15 protein-coding genes are annotated in these 17,724 nt (G+C 44.3%); 4 read left to right on the top strand and 11 right to left on the bottom strand.

Annotated elements, in window-relative coordinates:
* Nucleotides 1-402 precede the first annotated feature (402 nt).
* From ABEB05_RS16775 to ABEB05_RS16790, 4 genes are all read right to left on the bottom strand, one after another.
* Nucleotides 403-1,752: a fasciclin domain-containing protein gene (locus ABEB05_RS16775; protein WP_265791916.1), complete on the bottom strand. Its 1,350-nt coding sequence runs from the start codon at nt 1,750-1,752 to the stop codon at nt 403-405.
* Nucleotides 1,753-2,364: 612 nt separating this feature from the next.
* The gene (locus ABEB05_RS16780; protein ID WP_265791917.1) at nt 2,365-4,014 is read right to left on the bottom strand and encodes a glycoside hydrolase family 76 protein; all 1,650 of its coding nucleotides are present in this window, start codon (nt 4,012-4,014) and stop codon (nt 2,365-2,367) included.
* A gap of 509 nt (nt 4,015-4,523) precedes the next feature.
* Nucleotides 4,524-4,919, bottom strand: a complete 396-nt coding sequence (gene vapC, locus ABEB05_RS16785; protein WP_265791918.1) for a type II toxin-antitoxin system VapC family toxin — start codon at nt 4,917-4,919, stop codon at nt 4,524-4,526.
* The gene (locus tag ABEB05_RS16790; protein ID WP_265791919.1) at nt 4,916-5,113 is read right to left on the bottom strand and encodes a type II toxin-antitoxin system VapB family antitoxin; all 198 of its coding nucleotides are present in this window, start codon (nt 5,111-5,113) and stop codon (nt 4,916-4,918) included. Before ABEB05_RS16790 ends, vapC begins: the two co-directional genes overlap by 4 nt.
* A 304-nt stretch (nt 5,114-5,417) precedes the next feature.
* Between ABEB05_RS16790 and ABEB05_RS16795 the strand changes: the two genes are divergently transcribed.
* Together ABEB05_RS16795 and ABEB05_RS16800 are read left to right on the top strand one after the other, a co-directional pair.
* Nucleotides 5,418-5,771, top strand: a complete 354-nt coding sequence (locus ABEB05_RS16795; protein WP_265791921.1) for a hypothetical protein — start codon at nt 5,418-5,420, stop codon at nt 5,769-5,771.
* Between the two features lie 661 nt (nt 5,772-6,432).
* Complete coding sequence (locus tag ABEB05_RS16800; protein ID WP_265791923.1) at nt 6,433-7,416, top strand: glycosyl hydrolase 53 family protein; 984 nt, start codon at nt 6,433-6,435, stop codon at nt 7,414-7,416.
* A 555-nt stretch (nt 7,417-7,971) separates the two neighbouring features.
* Here the strand turns inward: ABEB05_RS16800 and ABEB05_RS16805 are convergent.
* The 5 genes from ABEB05_RS16805 to ABEB05_RS16825 form a co-directional block, all read right to left on the bottom strand.
* Nucleotides 7,972-8,553: a hypothetical protein gene (locus ABEB05_RS16805; RefSeq protein WP_265791925.1), complete on the bottom strand. Its 582-nt coding sequence runs from the start codon at nt 8,551-8,553 to the stop codon at nt 7,972-7,974.
* 366 nt (nt 8,554-8,919) lie between these two features.
* Nucleotides 8,920-10,386 (bottom strand): sensor histidine kinase, encoded by a 1,467-nt coding sequence (locus tag ABEB05_RS16810; protein ID WP_265791927.1) that lies wholly within the window; start codon nt 10,384-10,386, stop codon nt 8,920-8,922.
* Nucleotides 10,383-11,105: a response regulator transcription factor gene (locus tag ABEB05_RS16815; protein ID WP_265791929.1), complete on the bottom strand. Its 723-nt coding sequence runs from the start codon at nt 11,103-11,105 to the stop codon at nt 10,383-10,385. Before ABEB05_RS16815 ends, ABEB05_RS16810 begins: the two co-directional genes overlap by 4 nt.
* A 216-nt stretch (nt 11,106-11,321) precedes the next feature.
* Nucleotides 11,322-12,683 carry a spondin domain-containing protein gene (locus ABEB05_RS16820; protein WP_265791931.1) on the bottom strand — a complete coding sequence of 454 codons (1,362 nt, stop codon included), beginning with the start codon at nt 12,681-12,683 and terminating at the stop codon, nt 11,322-11,324.
* A gap of 31 nt (nt 12,684-12,714) precedes the next feature.
* Nucleotides 12,715-12,870 carry a hypothetical protein gene (locus ABEB05_RS16825; RefSeq protein ID WP_265791940.1) on the bottom strand — a complete coding sequence of 52 codons (156 nt, stop codon included), beginning with the start codon at nt 12,868-12,870 and terminating at the stop codon, nt 12,715-12,717.
* 6 nt (nt 12,871-12,876) lie between these two features.
* Here ABEB05_RS16825 and ABEB05_RS16830 point away from each other — a divergent pair, with 6 nt between their 5' ends.
* Nucleotides 12,877-13,002, top strand: coding sequence for a hypothetical protein (locus tag ABEB05_RS16830; protein ID WP_265791938.1), 126 nt, complete (start codon nt 12,877-12,879; stop codon nt 13,000-13,002).
* A gap of 256 nt (nt 13,003-13,258) precedes the next feature.
* Here the strand turns inward: ABEB05_RS16830 and ABEB05_RS16835 are convergent, their stop codons facing one another.
* Nucleotides 13,259-14,335: a 2-oxoacid:ferredoxin oxidoreductase subunit beta gene (locus tag ABEB05_RS16835; protein WP_265791933.1), complete on the bottom strand. Its 1,077-nt coding sequence runs from the start codon at nt 14,333-14,335 to the stop codon at nt 13,259-13,261.
* Nucleotides 14,336-14,376: 41 nt separating this feature from the next.
* Nucleotides 14,377-16,248: a 2-oxoacid:acceptor oxidoreductase subunit alpha gene (locus tag ABEB05_RS16840; protein ID WP_265791935.1), complete on the bottom strand. Its 1,872-nt coding sequence runs from the start codon at nt 16,246-16,248 to the stop codon at nt 14,377-14,379.
* A 416-nt stretch (nt 16,249-16,664) separates the two neighbouring features.
* On the opposite strand from ABEB05_RS16840, the gene ABEB05_RS16845 reads away from it, so the two are divergent.
* Nucleotides 16,665-17,570, top strand: coding sequence for a M23 family metallopeptidase (locus tag ABEB05_RS16845; RefSeq protein ID WP_265791937.1), 906 nt, complete (start codon nt 16,665-16,667; stop codon nt 17,568-17,570).
* Nucleotides 17,571-17,724: the final 154 nt, after the last annotated feature.

Below are 17,724 nucleotides of genomic sequence, written 5' to 3' on the forward strand. Positions count from 1 at the left end.
GAATGTCCATTCCTGCGTAATGTGTAGTTGTATTCATAAGAGGACCTCCTGTTGGGTTGGTAGTGAATGTGGATTCTTACCAATCTACAGGTGTCCTCTTTCTAATGCATAATACCGGACAAACATCGCCATCTCCTTGCCTCCCTTCTATTTATTAGTTAATCTTTCATTTTGTAATAAAGTCAACATCCTGGCGCCTGCCGGTTATGCGCAAGGTCGTTAGGCAAACAGAATATGTAACTAGATAATCTGCTTTATCCTGATCTCAATGATTATTTATTAGGAATTGGTATAATTTGGAAGGCCTAAATAATGAAAAGGCCATTTCCAAAGTGTTCAAAAAATGGTAATGAAGGGGACTACTTAACAGCTCGTCCCCTTACTTTGTCACATGACCATGAATTAATCAGAAGGGGGAGTTAACACTCCATTAATGATATGGACCACTCCATTTCGACCGATTAAATCAGCCTGTTTGACCGTTGCCGATCCATTGACGATAATCTCATCTCCATTCTTGGTAATAGTGAGTGTTTCACCCTGCCAAGTGGTATAGGTTTGGTTATGCTGAAGCGCATCGGCAGTTACTTTTTCAAGCAACACATGGTATTTCATAACATTCGCCAGTTCATTCTCATCTGCAGGAAGACCGTTAAGCCCTTCCGCATTGTCATGAGGTATGAAAATGGTAAACATTTCGTCGGCATTATTATCGGTATTATATAAACGACCTGTCATCTTTGCTACTGCCAATGCGGATCGGGCTGTTTGCATAGTAAACCGTTTGTCCATGATCGTGAGTATGCCCAAAAATTTATCAGGCAATAAAACTCCAGATGGAAAGACGATTTTCCCATTAGTAGCATTAACTACACTGATCGGGTTGCCATCTACACTGTTATTAACAAGAAATTGTCCGGGGGATTCGATTTGTAAATAGACAGAATCTCCCGACAATGTTACCAGGGCTGTTTTCGTCCCCGGCCCATAAACCGTAAAATCCACTTCAAGAAGATGGTATTTCATGATTTCTGTCCAATTTTCATCGGTTAAGGATAAACCGGCATCATTTTGTATATAATCGATACCCATATCATTTTCGGGAAGCACGATTGTCATACCGGGTGCTTCAAGTCGTTCAATTAATCCGGCTGCATCCAATTTTTCGTAAAACTTCCTGTAATCATATCGTTTTTTGATATTATCTGCGAGAGTTCCCTGCTGGTCCGGTATTAAGACGGCATCAATCAAGTGTATAAGACCGTTGGAGGCTTCAATATTCGTTGAACCAAATTTGGCTTGATTGTTTATCAAGTTTCCAAAACTCTGCCCTATCTCCATGAATATCGGATCACCATGGAGTGAGTTAATTACTTCCTTTTTTATCTCATTAATGACCGGATAGGTACCGCTATAAATATGATATTTTAATAGATCCAATTTTTGCTGGCTGGTAAGTCCCTCTAGGTATTCATCTGGAAGATTGGAAAAAGCCGCATTGGTCGGAGCAAAAAAGGTGACTTTGCCGCTGCCGGACAGTGTGTTTGTTAAGCTAGTTCCTTCAAGCAATTCTGCCAGAATCGTTAGGTTGCTATTTGACTGAATGATTTCCAGCATATTGTTTTCCCCGGCCGGTGGATTATTTCCCGGGTTGGTTATCCCTCCATCCTTACATCCAATAGCAATAAGGGAAACGAAGAGCAACAGGAGAATATATTTTCCCCATTTTATATAGTTGTTTTGTGACTTCATCGTCGTGTGAATTATAAATGGTAACAGCAGAATAATTCTGCCATTATATTGTTTCAGTTACTTTTACAAGAACGGAATTCCGAACTTGAACGATGAAACAGGTAGGTTCACTCTTGAATCTTTGTTCAATATGAATATTATCACTTATTCAGAATTAAAAGCAAGAGAAATTTTAAAAATGAAAATTGATGATCATACCATCAATTAAATTTGCCTAACCCCTTCAAAAAGGAAAATGTCAAGTAGATAGTCCTCACCCAGTATTCTTTCTTTTCTGTTTTATAAACTGTTTTTCAAACCTATCGCTGGCGACCGGTTTTCGTTGATCACGTTCGGATTACCATACCTGCGCTAAAGGCCTACTACGCCAAAGTAGCAAAGCTACGTAGGCTGTACTTCGGTAGACAGGCCTGCCGGCATCCAAACCCCTTTACGGGCTTATCTTCCGCCAATGGGCAGAAGCTGTAGCTCAAAGCGAGCCACTATCCCAGATCTCTAACGGATAGACAACCGATGTCCCAATTCCGCGCACGGGCTCAGAAGTCCCGGTTAGACAAACGGGCTTATCGGTTGGGGCCAGCATTCATAAGAAGATTTGACACACTGCCGAACTTACTGTACAAAAATCCATTTCTGGTTGTCCTGGCCGTTGTCCTCCCACTGCAAAAGGTTTGCCCCATTTGCCGTTGAACTGCCCTCAACGTCTGCAACCCGGCCGCTTGCTACAGAAACGATGCTGTAGTAGCCCTCTCCGTCCTGTTCCAGGTACCACCTTTGGTTGTCTCCATCGTTCTCACTCCCCTGGATTATATTTGCGCCGTTACGGGTTCCATCGCCTTCTAGGTCCAACCTCATGCCGCTATTTTTGTTGACGATGCTATATGAACTATCGCCTACCGAATGGATTACCCAGCGCTGGTGGGCAACGTTGGAAAGGTCCCACTGCTGGACCTGGACATTTGCTCCCTGCTGGGAAGACGCGCCCTCTACTCCCATTGCTTTTCCGCTGTTTTTGGAAATGATGCTGTATGTCGCTCCTGGTACAATGCCTTCGTCTTCGCCGCTACCATCATTACTACTGCTGATAGGAGCATATTGCAGCCAAGCGAGGGCACTAATGTATCTTGTTATTTTCGTACTGTTTATCTGAGGTGTTTGCCGGTCCCACTGGTTCCAGGTAAGATCGTAGTCAATGCGACGGTTACTCCAGATCGCGTTGGCATTCTTCACCATCCAGTCTCCATAAATTTTCCACAGTTTCGGATTGTGCCTACACAGATGGCCCAGCCCCCGTGCCAAGGCATCAGCCCATGTATGATCCTTATGGTTTGTTATAATACCATTACTGTTTGTCATGTTGTTTCTCGTATAATTGACAGCAGCAACTGCATCATTCAAGTAGGTGCTATTACCAGTAATGTTGTGCATCACGTTGGCGAAGCTCACAAACGCTCCCTGATTGTATACGGCAGGAGCTATCGACAAAGAACCGTCGGGATAGACCCCTCTGTAAACCTCTCCAGTCTGTGAATCATAAAGGTGCGACCGTGACCAGTCATATATCTTATGTGCGCGATTCAGGTACGTTTGGTCTCCCGTGCTTTGGTAAATCATAGCGCCCAGTCTGCCTGTGGGATTATTAGACAGGGCTTCTTTGATGATTTCTCCACCTTCCGGTGTATAATCGGGTTGCTGCTCCCAAATACCGCCATCGTTATTTTCAGTATCCCAGCCACGTTTCCACACATAATCGAAACAATACTGGGCTTTCTCAAGAAACTTCGGATCGCCGGTTATGTGGTGCGCCCTGATGAGGGCAAGTCCCATCCAGGCGATATCATCATTCCACCCATCCCAATCGTATGGAGGAGGATTTTGGGCCAGAAACCCATCCCCCAACTTCTGAACCAGATCCTTGTGGTAATTACTTTCGGTGCGCTCGTAGACGTCTTGCATAGCCTGGATATCTAAAGCGAAGGTCCATGTTTCGTCGCGGGTTTCGTCGTTGATGGCGACTTGGTAGTAAGTATTGCCTTCAGCGTCCGTATTTAAAAAGGCATCATTGAAGCCCTTGGCGGCTGCATTAGCCATTTCGAGATCAATACTTCCTTCTACCTGCTCTCCTCCCTCTTCGTCCTCTGCCGCGACCGGCCCATTTTCACTGCATCCTGCAGTAAATAAGGATATTGTAACCAGCATCAATCCTACCAGCAGTGAAACTTTCATGGTTGTATAATTCTTAATGGCCTTATTATTTTTCATGTCGAAAAATTTAATTAAACAATGCCAAAACCTAAAAATAAAGTTAGTTAGAATACGGTGGTACAATCCCCATCAGATCAAAGCCTTGCTAGATGCAGGCCATAACCAAAGCGAAATTGCCTGAACCATGAACCATTGGCGTGTATTGCTCGACGATTAGTTGCTAGCTTACAGTAGTCCGACAGGCAGGGACTACTGTCCAGCGAGTGCTCTGCGGCTGCCCAACGAACGATGCCAGGAAAAGCCCAACCATCGTTGATCGCGACAACTACTATATTAGTTGAGTGAAGACCTTTTCTAGAGTAGCCACGTGCGTCCTCCTTGGTTAGGTTAAGTTTGGCCATCACTAATCTAAGTGAGACGTCCTTTTTGGAAAGATCCCGCGCATTAACGCGGACGCACCTCGCCAAGGTTTGCCACATTCTGGCTTTTTAACTTTGTGTTCGTTATTTATTAATTCAACATTTTATCGCGTGCAGCTTATGCGTCATTTCGTTAGGTGTACAACATCAATTAGCGTAAATTTGCAAAGGTAGCTGATTTGCTATTTGGTCGAAGTCTTTATCATTATGAAGCAGCTCTACTTCATGCTCGATGCACCAGCTCCCGATGAGCATATCTACGGTTTTGCGAATTGTGACGCCTTTCGATCGAAGAAAACGAAAATTAGATGCTGCTTTTATTGCCAGTGATTTACCTCCAAGATGAATACAATCTAACGGATCAAGTGCCTGTTTGGCTAATCTAAATTCCTTTTCGTTAACAAAACCTTGCAGAATTTCGGTGAGAATAATATCGCCAACAAGCACTGTCTGCTCAGAAAGGATCTGGTCAAGGCTTTCGGTTTGCTTGTTTTCTATGCCATTGAAATAGTCAATCCATACGCTCGTATCTACTAAAATCACTTCTCGTCAGTTCTCAGGTCTTCCAAATCACCTTTCCAGTGTAATTTCCCCCGCAGATCCTTGATACTTTCTTGCTTTTTTCGCTGAACTAATAACTTCAATCCTTCTTCCACCGCATCTTTTTTCGTTTTCAGTTGACTTACCTTCAAGGCTTCATCCATCAAGTCATCGTCGATTACTACATTCGTTCGCATAATTGTATCAATTATTTTATGTGTATTTTTTATCAATCTATACACATAACTTTTAAAATCCTAACTTTATTGTACATCTAGCCTGCGCGTCAACGGCGGACAGGCCTCGCTCTCCTACGCGCAAGGCTTCGGTGAGCAGGCCTATTCTTGCCCGCCTACCATTTATTAGTTAACCTTTCGTTAATAAACAAATTCAACACATTGGCACCTGCAGCATATGCGCGGGTCGTTAGGTTGTCTTTTTTTCTATCTTTGTTCCGTTTTAAGAGTGTCATACAGTAGGAAGTTAACCTGCAAATAGTTATTGTTAGAATATGCATTAAAAGAAAGCTTTGGCTTTCTTCATATCAAAAAACAATCAATTGGTGAGGTATTTATGGCAACAGTAATTGTTTATCATGATGTAAAAGATGGAAATCATTGGGCAAAAGCATGGAAAAAGTCACCGGGAAGCAGACATGAAATGTTTGCTAAAATAGGTGTCAAGGCACGTACCTTTAGAGATGAACAGAATCCTAATACAACAGGTCTGATCCTGGATATACCAGATATGGAAAAGTTTCAAACTTTTATGGCATCGGATGAAGCCAAGCAAGCCATGAAAGAAGATGGACTAGATGTTAAATCACTTCATACATTGAACGAATTTACCTTATAGAAGATATACATCCACTTTCCATTTGAGGGCTTTTTTAGGTTCTCGATACCATCCATTCTGCTGATAGCCCCTGTAATGCAGTTATTTGCACTACAAATTAGCGGGGTGGATGCTCTTTAAAACCACGGGTTCATTCCAACTCGTTGATAGGCTGTACCTCTTATCATTTTATTAAATACTTCGATCTGGATTTATAATTCTATTTTTACCTACCTATAAACTTCCCAATCTTACCCCTTTAAAAAAGGAAAATGTCAAGGGGATAGTCCTCACCTACCTTGGCATCTTATTCGTACAATGAATTCTATTTAACCTTTAGCTGGCGACCAAGGCTCGCGCTACCAGGCGCCCACTTCTGTGTTGCTGTTAATTGCGACATTTACTACCATATTAGTTGTATGAAGACCGATTCCTGCGTAGGTCATGAGGTCCTCCTTGGTTAGTTAGGGTTGACTACCGCTAATCTAAGTGAGGACCTCCTTTTTGGAAAGATCCAGCGCATTAACTCAGATAAGCTATGGACAGTAAAAGCTTGATTGTAATAATTCTGACCTTATCAATAGGTTTGATCTTTAGCTGTGATACAACCAGCTCTAATTCTGATTTCCAGCAATGTAAATCCGATAATTCTCTTGGCTCCATAACAAACAGGAATTTTGATATGGGCTTTAGCACCTGGAGTTACGGACCGGATCAGTCAGACGTAGACGACACTTATCAGTTTATCTCCCAAAATGCCGACATATACTCAGAACAAATTGACGAATACATTCCTTGGTCTGCCTGGATTAATAATAGCAGCCTGCCATCAGAGTTTGAAGATATCGTTCAATCAAAGGTCGCAAAGAAGCTTCCAAATCAAAAACTCTTACTGTCTGTAAGCTTGCTTAATACGGACAGGAGTGACCTTCTCAGCGATTATGATGGAACCATTCCTTCTTACAATTCCTTGAATGACCAGAAAATAGAAGAGGCTTATTTCAAGCATCTTGACTACTTGATCTCAGAGTTAGAGCCTGATTATTTAGTGGTTGCTATGGAAGTAAATGAATTATTGATTAAATCTGAATCTAAGTGGAATGAATATAAAATACTGATGGATAACATCAGAGGCCGTTTAAAAAGTGCATATCCCACTCTTCCGCTTTCCGAATCGATGACGCTTCATAACTGGTTTAATCCCGAGGTACCGGACCCATCAGCATTTATTTCGGAAATAAGCAGCTATATCAATCAAAATCTGGACTATGCAGCCATTAGTTTTTATCCTTTTTTTAAAGGGTTGCGAACAAAAAGTGATTTTCAACAGCCGTTTGATTTTCTTCATAACCAAACAACACAGTCCATTGCTTTTGTAGAAACGACACACCTTGCTGAGGATCTAACGGTAGAAGCTTTTGATGTTAATATCCCAAGCAATGCATGTGAGCAAAAAGATTACCTGGAGGAGCTTTTGAACAATGCATACAACAAGAATTATGAATTTGTAATTTGGTGGGCGCATCGTGATTACGATGAACTTTGGGCAACCTTCCCAGATGAAGTAAAAGATATTGGTAAGTTGTGGCGTGATACCGGGTTGCTCGATGAAGACGGAAACCAAAGGCCGGCATATAAAACTTGGAAATCAGTGTTAAATAGATAAAAGCCTTATTGGGTTCAAGAATTTGAAGTAAAAAATTAATTGGTAATCTGCCATTTAACCCCTTTAAAAAGGAAAATGTCAAGCAGAAAATCCTCACCTACATCTTGGGGTACTTCATTTCCAAATTCTTCTTTTCTAAACTATCGCTGGCAGCCGCGTTCTGTAATTAAACTCGTATTACCTATCGGCCAACCAGTTACTAGTGCATTCGACTACTACCTTAACAGGATCGTAGAAATCGCCGAAAAAATATTCTAGAGACTGTCCGTCCTCGGCTGCTTTACTTGATTTCTGCATAGGTCATGAAGACTTCCTTTCTGGAAAGATCCAGGGCATCAAGGAACAGGTCTCCCTCCTTCGCTAAAGTGATAATCGGCCGAAACTTATAGCACAGGCATGGCATCGGAGGGAACGGCGCCTGTACCTGCCAGCTTTTGGCTTTTTAGCTTCTCGTTCATTATTTATCAACGTGACTTAAATATATTAATAGTGTTCCCCTCCCTATTTTTTCATTTTTACAGGAAGGGGAGACTATATATAAAGAGGAGAATTCAATTAGAATGTCTCTTCAAAAGGTTTGAACTCTTCCGATAATGCTGTATTACCGGGAGCTTCGGCTCCTTTTTCTGAAATGATCGGGCAGTTTACAACTACGCCGGGACGATCAAATGTAATAAGTCCCGCCTGAAGTGCTGCTCTGAGGTCTTCTACATCATCAAATAATACGCCTTCACTATCATAATGGGTTGAAGCGTAATTAGAATCCAGAATATCCTGAACCGTAACTCCTTCCGCTGAGTGTACGACATATACATTCCAATGAGGTGAGTATCCAGATTCGCCAGGGATAAATTCGACGATATTGGCCTGGTGGAGTCGATCACCTCCAATTAAATAAATGTCGTTTTCTCCTCTTGCTGTTATGCCTTCTTCTATACCATTATTGATATAGTAAATCTCTTCTCCTTCGTACCACCCATTTGCAGTCAAAGCACCTTGACTTGAATGAGCTGAAGAAAGAACCGGGTTTAGCTGAGCATTGCTACTTCCCATCTCCGAGTTAGCAATATCCGAACAGCCAATGAGAGTAAATATCAAAATTACAACAAAAATATGGATTGATTTGAATACATACATTTTTCTGTGATTTAGTTGTTGGTTTCCGTTACTGGCAGGTTCTGGATTCAATGAATGATTACCCTAAATTGAATCTCTGACTGAGAAGTTCTCTCAGGTAACATGCCATTTCTACAAGAACTTATGGCTTTCTATCAGGTTAGTTATCACAGATTCGTAACAAAAGATTCACATTTAATAACTGTAGGGTCAGAAAAAACAGTATGGTCTAATCTGGAAGAGATTCCTTGAGTGTAAACTATATACCTATCCAGCACTTGGGCGGCAACTCGAATGTGATAGGGAAGTATCTGGGAATCTATAATTGTTTTGGGCCATTTATACTGTTGCGAGATGGCAAGGATAGCTTGGTTATACTCCTGGCTATCAAGCTCTGTCCAGTTCTATTTCAAATACAGAACCCCCGTTCTCTCTGTTTCGGGCATTAATCTCCCTATTGTGCAATTCCATGATTTTTTTAGCAATAGCCAGTCCGAGACCCGTTCCCCCGCTTGATCTGGAACGGCTTTTTTCAGCCCGGTAAAACCGGTCAAAGATATGGGGCAGATCGTCCTCAGAAATACCGGGTCCATTATCCTTGACCTGTATGGCAACGGATGAATTCTGCTTTTCGAGCTCTATCTCAATTTGTCCACCCTTATCTGAATACTGAATTGCATTCTCAATCAGATTGCTCAACACCCGTTCAATCATGGCGATATCACCCCTCACCAGGGGCATACCAGATGGGCATATGGGCTCGATTTGAATATCCTTCTCGGCGGCCTTTTGCTCAAATTTAAGGACCACATCCTGAACCAGATCACCTATCGAGAACGGCTCAGTCTCCGGTTCTACCTGCTGTGTATCAAGTTTCGAAAGTTCAAAAAGCTCGTCAACTAACTTTCTCAGCCCTACGGTATTCTTCAGGATGATATTGAAATACTTTTCTCTTTTTTCGTCGCTCAATTCAGCTCCTTTAAGCAGGATTGTTTCCAGGTATCCCTGGATTGAGGCCAGCGGGCTCCTGAGATCGTGAGATACATTGGCAATAAGCTCACGTCGAAGTTGATCAGATTTTTTCAATTCTTTAACATTTTCCTGCAACGTATCGGCCATGGAATTAAAACTCTGCGCCAGCCTCCCGATCTCGTCATTGGAATCCACAGGTACCCGTTGATTTAGGTTTCCCTCATCAAATTTTTCTATGGTCGCAGCCATACGGCGCAAGCGCCTGGTAAGAAAAGCGAACAAAATCATACCTACAATGCCCGTAACCAATAAAATGATACCAAATATTTTCAGGCTGGTCTGCAGAAAATAACTGTTTTCCAGCATACTCAGGGCAGAGTCGTACTGTTCTCCTCCCAGTATGATATATACATAACCGGGTTCCTGTCTGCCTATATCCAACTCTGCAACCGAAATCGGTTTGGTCCTGGTGGGATTTCGGGGGTCCTGTCCAAGTATGAGGTCCGACTGCGGATTATTCAAAAACTCGTGAACCGGCTCCATATTCACTGAATCCGTATTTACTTCTCTCCCCTTCTCTACAAAAAAGGCCAATATTTCACCGAACGGGTCGAGCAGGTAGATCTCAATCCGTGGATTGACAACCATCATATCATGGATTGAACTCTTTATCCTGCTGATATCAAGTTCATCCTCCAGCTCTGTCTCAAACTCACTGGCCATATTTTCGGCCAGATTCAGGTTCAGCTTTTGGTCCGCCTGTCGTACGAACTGCATCGAGGAGTTATAGGTGATAGTAACCTGGGCAATCCCCAACGCAATAAGCAGCAACAGGAAAACCAGTGACAGCTTCCAATAAAATGACTGGAAAAACCTCTTCATTTTTCAATCTCCTCCGGTTCGGCAAAGCGGTATCCCACACCCCATACAGTTTTGAGATAAGTGGGATCAGATGGATCTTTTTCAATCTTATTCCGAAGCCTGTTTATGTGTGAGTTTACGGTATGGTCGTATCCTTCAAATTGATATCCCCAGACCTGCTCCAACAGTTCATTACGTGAAAATGCCTTCCCGGGGTTAGCAGCAAAAAGGTGCAATAGTTCAAACTCTTTGGGAGTCACCGAAACAGCCCTGCCTGAAATGGTTACCTTTCGCTTGTCTGGCTCGATGGATAGTTCACCAATTGATAAATCATCCCTCCCCGTCTGTCTGGTATTCTCTTGCTTGTCCACTTCCACGCGCCGAAGATTTGCTTTTATCCTTGCCAGCAATTCGCGGATACTGAACGGCTTCGTCAGGTAATCATCAGCTCCCAGCTCCAGGCCCAGAACCTTGTCAAACTCCTCTGACTTGGCTGTCAGCATTAGGATAGGGGTGTTGTCATTTTCTGATCGCAATCTTTTGCAGATCTCCAGCCCATCCAGCCCGGGCAGCATCAAATCAAGAATTATCAAATCATATCGCCCGTTTTGTGCCTTTTCCAGCCCGGCTTCCCCATCAACAGCGGTATCAAGATCATAGTCCAGGTGCTCCACATTGATCTCGATCAGCTCGATGATCTCCTCATCATCTTCAATAATAAGAATATTTTTGGTCTCCATACTTGTATAGCTACTGAGCTTTTATTGAAATTACAAGTAATTCCTACATACCGCCTTAATTAATGTGCTCTGAGTATCATACTATGATCTTGTGTCCATATTGATAGATTTCTGTGTGTTATAACTAATCCATTATTTCTAGTTCACGTTAAATAGGATAAAAGCCACCCTCACGTGGTACAGAGGGTGACTTTTATCGAAAACCTCTTCAACACCTTAATTCATGACGCGCTGGATGCTTACTTTGATCCGGTCGGAAGTCTCCCCGTAATCATACTGATCATTAACCAGGCGCACATTGGGATTGCTGTCTTCGGGCCCGGTGTCGGGTCCGGATTGTCGCAATGCTTGGTTACCACCTATGCCCGGTTCTTCATTGGCTTCAGTACCGGCATCCCAGAGACGAATCTGGTCAGTAATGTTACCGGAGATTGGACTCCCCTGGGAAAAGAGTGGGACCCCCTGTTCAACCGGGCTGTAAAACAGGTCGTTGGACTGCACATACATCGTAGTAAAAGTCAGCCTGTCGCCCTGCGTGGCCGTAAATGTAAATTTGTACTGATCTCCCGGAAGCAGTGGACCCGGCCCGCTGGCTCCCACCGGCTGGTTAAAACCACCACTTTCTGAAACATTCCCTTCAGATGAGAGGAAAGAAACCAGCATATCAATCATACCATCTTCAGCCACCTCTTCCAGGCCGTTGTCAGCTGCTGGTTTACCTTCATTAAAAATGGGATTATCTCCATTATAGACGGCAAAAGCGCCAGGTGACAGCGGCACGGTCAAACCAGTTTTATCTGCCAGATTACCCGCCAGCTCTCCCGGCATGCCATCTTCAGCAATAGCTTCGAGTCCTTCGCCATAATCCGGATGACCTGCTGTGAACAACAGGGCGCTTTGTGATGCCGGATGTACCAGCCATGCGCCCGGAGACAGGGGCACGGGTTTGCCACCTTCGGAAGTTTGCAGCGTGCTGGATGTCGACACATTCTCAACACGAACCCTGAAACCATACTCGCTGGTAGAGCTAAGTGTCACCTTGATAACTTCATCGTTATCCGGTAAATCCATTTTATCAACCAGTCGCACATTGTCGTTGTCGTCCGCCGGTCCGGTATCCGTTCCGCTTTGCCGTGGGGCCTGATTATTGCCCGTTCCCGGCTCCTGGTCCTCTTCTGTTCCCGCATCGTACAAGTTGATCTGGGAGGTTACATCACCGGTTACCTTGGATCCGTCCTCATTGTAGAGGGCTAACCCATCTTCGCCAAAAGAATAGATCCAGTCATTGGACTGCACGAACATGGTGGTCAAAGACAGCCTGGCGCCCTGCGGAGCGGTAAATTCAAACTCATAAGCACCGCCCGGCCCGATAGCACCCGGATCGCTCGCTCCCACCGGTACGGCAAAAGCACCGCTTTTAAGAATCGGATAGGATTCACTCACATTTTCGATCGTAACCTCGTATTCGGCTATCGGCACGTTCCCGTTTCCCGGAAATATGTCCTTGCAGGATACGAGTCCAACGGCCAACATCATCGCAGCAATCAGCACTTTTGACTTTTTTACATATACACCCATAATGATTACCTGTTTTTTATTTGGATTGAAATTACACTCCATAGGTAAGCATCCGGGCAGACGAAGTTATCACAAAAGTGTAACGATTCTCTGGTAAATGTTTAACGGTGCTATTATCCAGGGCATTAAGTCGGACGCACCTCTCTCCTCCGCGCAAGGCTTCGTTGAGCAGGCCAATGCTCATCATCGTAGTATCAACGGTGAAATCATTGCCTGTTTAGAACGATCTGTCAAACCTCAACAGTTTTCCACTGACGATATTTTACAGTGCAGATTCTTCGAGAGTTTCCCCAAAAAGCTAAACATCCAGAGAAAGTAATCAAATCATAAATTTGTCCAGGTACTTAACCCGTGCATCTACTCTCTGAATATCACCTTGTGGTCTCCCACTCCATCGGAAGATTCCCCAGGCCGCTTATGTATAGGCGCTTCTCCCGCGTAGTAGTTTGCCTGTTTGTTTTACTTGGAATCCATTTAAGATTACAGCTCAATATTTGAACAATGATCTTCCAAATAAAAAACCTCCAAGATTATTAAAATCCCAGAGGTTTAATTTTTTTAAATATAATATCGGGTTACTTGATCTCCCAGGTTTCAGAGCCCTGTAGCAAAGTGTCCAAATCACCCTGCCCCCTTCCTTCGACAGCAGCATTAATTTGACTACTGACACCTTCCTCATAACAGGGGCGCTCTACGGCATAGAGTACCCCGAATGGTCGCGGCAGGTGTGTTTCTCCAGGCGCAGGAGCGTCGAAGAATTGCGACAGCAGGTAGGCCTTGGTTTTATCCCCTTCGTCGTGAATCCAGAGATCATCTTTGCTGTATCCGTCGTCCTCAAGCGAAACCACTTCGGGCTTCAGGCCATCAAGGCGGATTCCCTTCTCATTATCTTTGCCGAATATCAGTGGCTCGCCATCTTCCAGGTAGATCGCCTCCCGGGGGCGTGTCTTGCGGTCGGTAAAGAGTTCAAACGCGCCGTCATTAAACACAATGCAGTTTTGGTAGATTTCCAGCATCGAGGTTCCTTTGTGATGGTGCGAGCGTTGCAGCATTTGCTGTAGGTGGCGTGGGTCGCGGTCCATCGTCCGGGCCACAAACGTGCCATCGGCTCCCATGCTTAGTGAAAGAGGATTGAAGGGATGGTCGATCGAACCGAAAGGAGTCGACTTGGTAGTTGATCCCTCCGGGGATGTAGGAGAATACTGACCTTTCGTCAAACCGTAGATCTGGTTATTGAACAACAGCAAATTCACATCCACATTCCGGCGCAGCAGCTGGACAAAGTGGTTGGCGCCGATAGACAGCGAATCACCGTCACCCGTGATGATCCAGACGCTGAGATCCGGCCGGCTTACTTTCAGACCGGTCGATATGGCCGGAGCTCTTCCATGGATGGAGTGCATGCCAAAGGTGTCCATGTAATATGGGAAACGCGCAGCACAGCCGATTCCGGAGATAAATACGATATCCTCCTTGTCCACACCAATTTCCGGCATCGTTTTTTGCACCTGTTTCAGTATGGTATAGTCACCACAACCGGGACACCATCGCACATCCTGGTCGGAAGAGAAATCCTTACTGCTGTATTCTTCTTCACCGTTTCCATTCCCCTTCTTTTTCAGGTGTTCTGTTATTTTCGTTTCAATAGCCATAATGATATGCTTTGAATGTTCTTCTGAATACGTGAATTACCTCATTTGGGAGCCGATTCCGTTCTTATCTCTTCTTTGAGCTCTTCAACGCCGAACGGCCGGCCTTTAATCTTGTTGATGCCTTTTGCCTGAATCATGAGTTCTGAACGGAGGAGGCGCACCAGCTGACCGTTGTTGATCTCGGGAACCAGCACATTATCATATCCCTTCAGCAATTTTTCCAGGTTTCTCGGGAAGGGAGAAAGATACCGGATATGAATATGAGACACATCCACCCCCTCCTGTCTCAATTCATGCACGGCAGTACGGATTGAACCATAGGTTGATCCCCATCCTACTACCACTGTTTCACCGTTTTCCACGCCGTTGTCAATTTCCTGGAGTGGGATGAACTCGGCAATCTTGTCCCGCTTAGCCTCCCGCATCTTCACCATTTTCTCGTGGTTTTCGGGATCATAGGAAACATCGCCGGTCTCATCCTCCTTCTCAAGACCGCCGACGCGGTGCTCAAGTCCTTGGGTACCGGGAATGGACCAAGAGCGGACAAACCGTTCATCGCGTACATACGGTAAAAATTTATCTCCCTCGCCATTTCCCTGTCCGTTGTTCGTCCGGGCAGGTTCAAATTTTACTTCTATCTCAGACAAATCCTTTGCTTGGGGGAACTTCCACGGCTCAGAACCATTGGCCAGATAGCCGTCAGAGAGGTACATGACCGGTATCATATGTTCCAGCGCGATTCGGCATGCTTCGAACACCGACTCAAAACAGTCGGCCGGTGAACGGGGAGCTACGATTGCAATCGGGCTCTCGCCATTCCGGCCGTACATCGCCTGCATCAGGTCGGCCTGTTCAGTTTTGGTAGGCATCCCGGTTGAGGGTCCCGCTCGCTGTATGTTGAGTATCACTAGCGGTAGCTCCAGCATTACGGCCAGCCCTATGGCTTCTCCCTTTAAGGCAATACCCGGGCCCGAAGAACTGGTTACGCCGAGACTGCCCCCAAAGGCTGCACCGATTGCAGAAGACACGGCCGCAATTTCATCTTCAGCCTGAAAGGTATAAACTCCAAAATGCTTCTGCTTTGAAAGTCCGTGCAGGATATCCGAAGCCGGTGTTATTGGATACGAACCAAAGAACAACGGTAGATTGCTTTGGTGGGCAGCAGATACGAGTCCCAATACAGTGGCGTCCGTACCGGTGATATTCCGGTAGGTACCCGGTTTTAAAGACGCTTGCTTCACCGTATAACGCGAGGTGAACACCTCAGTGGTCTCACCGTAATGGTATCCTTCCTTCAACACCTTGATATTGGCATTGGCAATATCCTGCTTGTCTTTAAATTTCTTTTCCAGGAAAGTAATTGTGGACTGAAGCGGTCGGTTGTACATCCAGTAAAGCAGCCCCAGTACAAACATGTTTTTGCACCGTTCTACCTCTTTAAAGCCAAGTGGGGAGTCTGACAAGCTTTCTTTTGTGATCTTGGCGATGTCTACTTCGAGCACATTATAATCAGCCAGGGTATCGTCTTCCAGCGGACTTACTTCCGTCTCATAATTTGCAAGATTCATGTTTCGCTTGTCGAATCCGGACGTATTGGCAATAATGGTCCCACCCGAACGCAGTAACGACAGGTTTGCCTTCAGCGCTGCTGCATTCATCACAACCAATACATCACACTTGTCTCCCGGGGTTAGGATCTCCTTGCTTCCGAAGTGAAGCTGGAAGGAGGAGACGCCCGGAACCGTGCCGGCCGGGGCGCGTATTTCCGCCGGGAATTCAGGCAGAGTTCTTAGGTCGTTGCCTTCAAGGGCAGTGGTATTGGTAAAAAGGGAACCGGTAAGCTGCATCCCGTCCCCGGAATCACCAGCAAAACGGATGGTGACTTCTTCCCGGACCTTATTTTGTACACTCATTTTGTAGTATTAGTATGTAGATTAAGGCTCATGTTATGATAAAGTAATAAAATTAAACAGAATAAGGAGTATTTTTTCAGACTGGTATTCAACTTTAATGATATATAGCCTATCTATTACAATTGCACAAAACATTTAACCATTTCCGGAGATATCATTTCCTTCTGAAATTGTTGAAGGTCACATTTTTTTGATCAGTACGTTTAAAAAACGGCCATTTTCTCAACTTTAGGTCATCAGCTGGGACCCCGCTTACTCGGCCAAACGGTGAGTTTGAACGAAAGCAGTGGTCCATTTCTTGCCCGGGTCCCATTTATTAGTTAACCTTTAATTTTGTAATCAATTCGACATTCCGGCGTCTGTTTCTTATACGCTAGGTCACTAGGTTGCCTTCATCATTTTTATAAGTAGTCCGAATGATTTATCAAATTTCCTTACAATATTTCATTCAATTGATTTTGCCTAGTATCTTCCTCTGGGAGTTATTTCGCAAATCCTATCCTTCGAAGCTTGTCTGGATAGTTAAAGTATTATTTAGTTGCTTGGTACTCTTGTTCATATTTAAAATGGCCAGGTGGGATTTAACAAGTAACTATCTTCGATGGTTGCTGGTGATTTTATTCATTCCTGCGGTTTGGGTTTCCTATAAGAATATATCTGATGCAAGCGATGAGGATAGCTCTATTACATTCTTTATTTCCCATGGGATACTTATTATTGGTCTTGTTGGCTTAAACTTCTCTGTTTTCAAAGGATATAATTATCCTAATCCAGCCATTAATCTCTCCTTTCCCTTGGCTGGAGGATCCTATTACATAGGGGGCGGCGGGACTTCGAGATGGTTAAATAATCACACAGCTTATCCAGCTCAGGATTTTGCCCTAGATATTGTAAAATTAAATGCATTTGGGAATCGTGCCCTTGGCATCTGGCCCCAAGATCTATCCCAATATGAGATTTATTCTGACTCCGTGTTTAGTCCCTGCAAGGGGAAGGTCAGCAAAACAGAGGATGGTCATGATGACCAAATTCCACCCAATCGGGACACTAAACACTTAGCCGGCAACCATTTAGTTATTACCTGTCAAGGAGTTGATATCCTGATGGCACATCTCAAGAAATTTAGCATCAATGTTTCCCCAGGTGATAGTGTAATATCGGGGCAATTTGTAGGTAAGGTTGGAAATTCAGGCAATACAACGCAGCCACATTTACATATTCATGCAGAAGTGGGAGGAAATGCCGTTGAGATACTCGATGGCAAAGGATACCCAATTACTTTTAGTGGACGGTTTTTGGTACGTAATAATCTAGTATGGTAAGGGCATTGGCAACCTAACCAGCGTATCAACTCGTTTATGCATTAGAAAGTCAACTCACTCCATACTTCTCCTTTGATCCTACCTGAGTGGTTGCTAGGACACCTGCCATTGAATAATTCCATACTGCTATTGACTACTATTCCCCTATCCCTGA

The organism is Fodinibius salicampi (genome assembly GCF_039545095.1).
GTDB classification, from domain to species: Bacteria; Bacteroidota; Rhodothermia; order Balneolales; family Balneolaceae; genus Fodinibius; species Fodinibius salicampi.

Coding starts and splice junctions, on each gene's coding strand:
- ABEB05_RS16825 (WP_265791940.1), bottom strand. CDS start 12,870: ATGATGAGCATTGGCCTGCTCAACGAAGCCTTGCGCGGAGGAGAGAGG.
- ABEB05_RS16845 (WP_265791937.1), top strand. CDS start 16,665: ATGATTTATCAAATTTCCTTACAATATTTCATTCAATTGATTTTGCCT.
- ABEB05_RS16820 (WP_265791931.1), bottom strand. CDS start 12,683: ATGGGTGTATATGTAAAAAAGTCAAAAGTGCTGATTGCTGCGATGATG.
- ABEB05_RS16815 (WP_265791929.1), bottom strand. CDS start 11,105: ATGGAGACCAAAAATATTCTTATTATTGAAGATGATGAGGAGATCATC.
- ABEB05_RS16810 (WP_265791927.1), bottom strand. CDS start 10,386: ATGAAGAGGTTTTTCCAGTCATTTTATTGGAAGCTGTCACTGGTTTTC.
- ABEB05_RS16800 (WP_265791923.1), top strand. CDS start 6,433: ATGGGCTTTAGCACCTGGAGTTACGGACCGGATCAGTCAGACGTAGAC.
- ABEB05_RS16805 (WP_265791925.1), bottom strand. CDS start 8,553: ATGTATGTATTCAAATCAATCCATATTTTTGTTGTAATTTTGATATTT.
- ABEB05_RS16790 (WP_265791919.1), bottom strand. CDS start 5,113: ATGCGAACGAATGTAGTAATCGACGATGACTTGATGGATGAAGCCTTG.
- ABEB05_RS16835 (WP_265791933.1), bottom strand. CDS start 14,335: ATGGCTATTGAAACGAAAATAACAGAACACCTGAAAAAGAAGGGGAAT.
- ABEB05_RS16780 (WP_265791917.1), bottom strand. CDS start 4,014: ATGAAAAATAATAAGGCCATTAAGAATTATACAACCATGAAAGTTTCA.
- ABEB05_RS16840 (WP_265791935.1), bottom strand. CDS start 16,248: ATGAGTGTACAAAATAAGGTCCGGGAAGAAGTCACCATCCGTTTTGCT.
- ABEB05_RS16775 (WP_265791916.1), bottom strand. CDS start 1,752: ATGAAGTCACAAAACAACTATATAAAATGGGGAAAATATATTCTCCTG.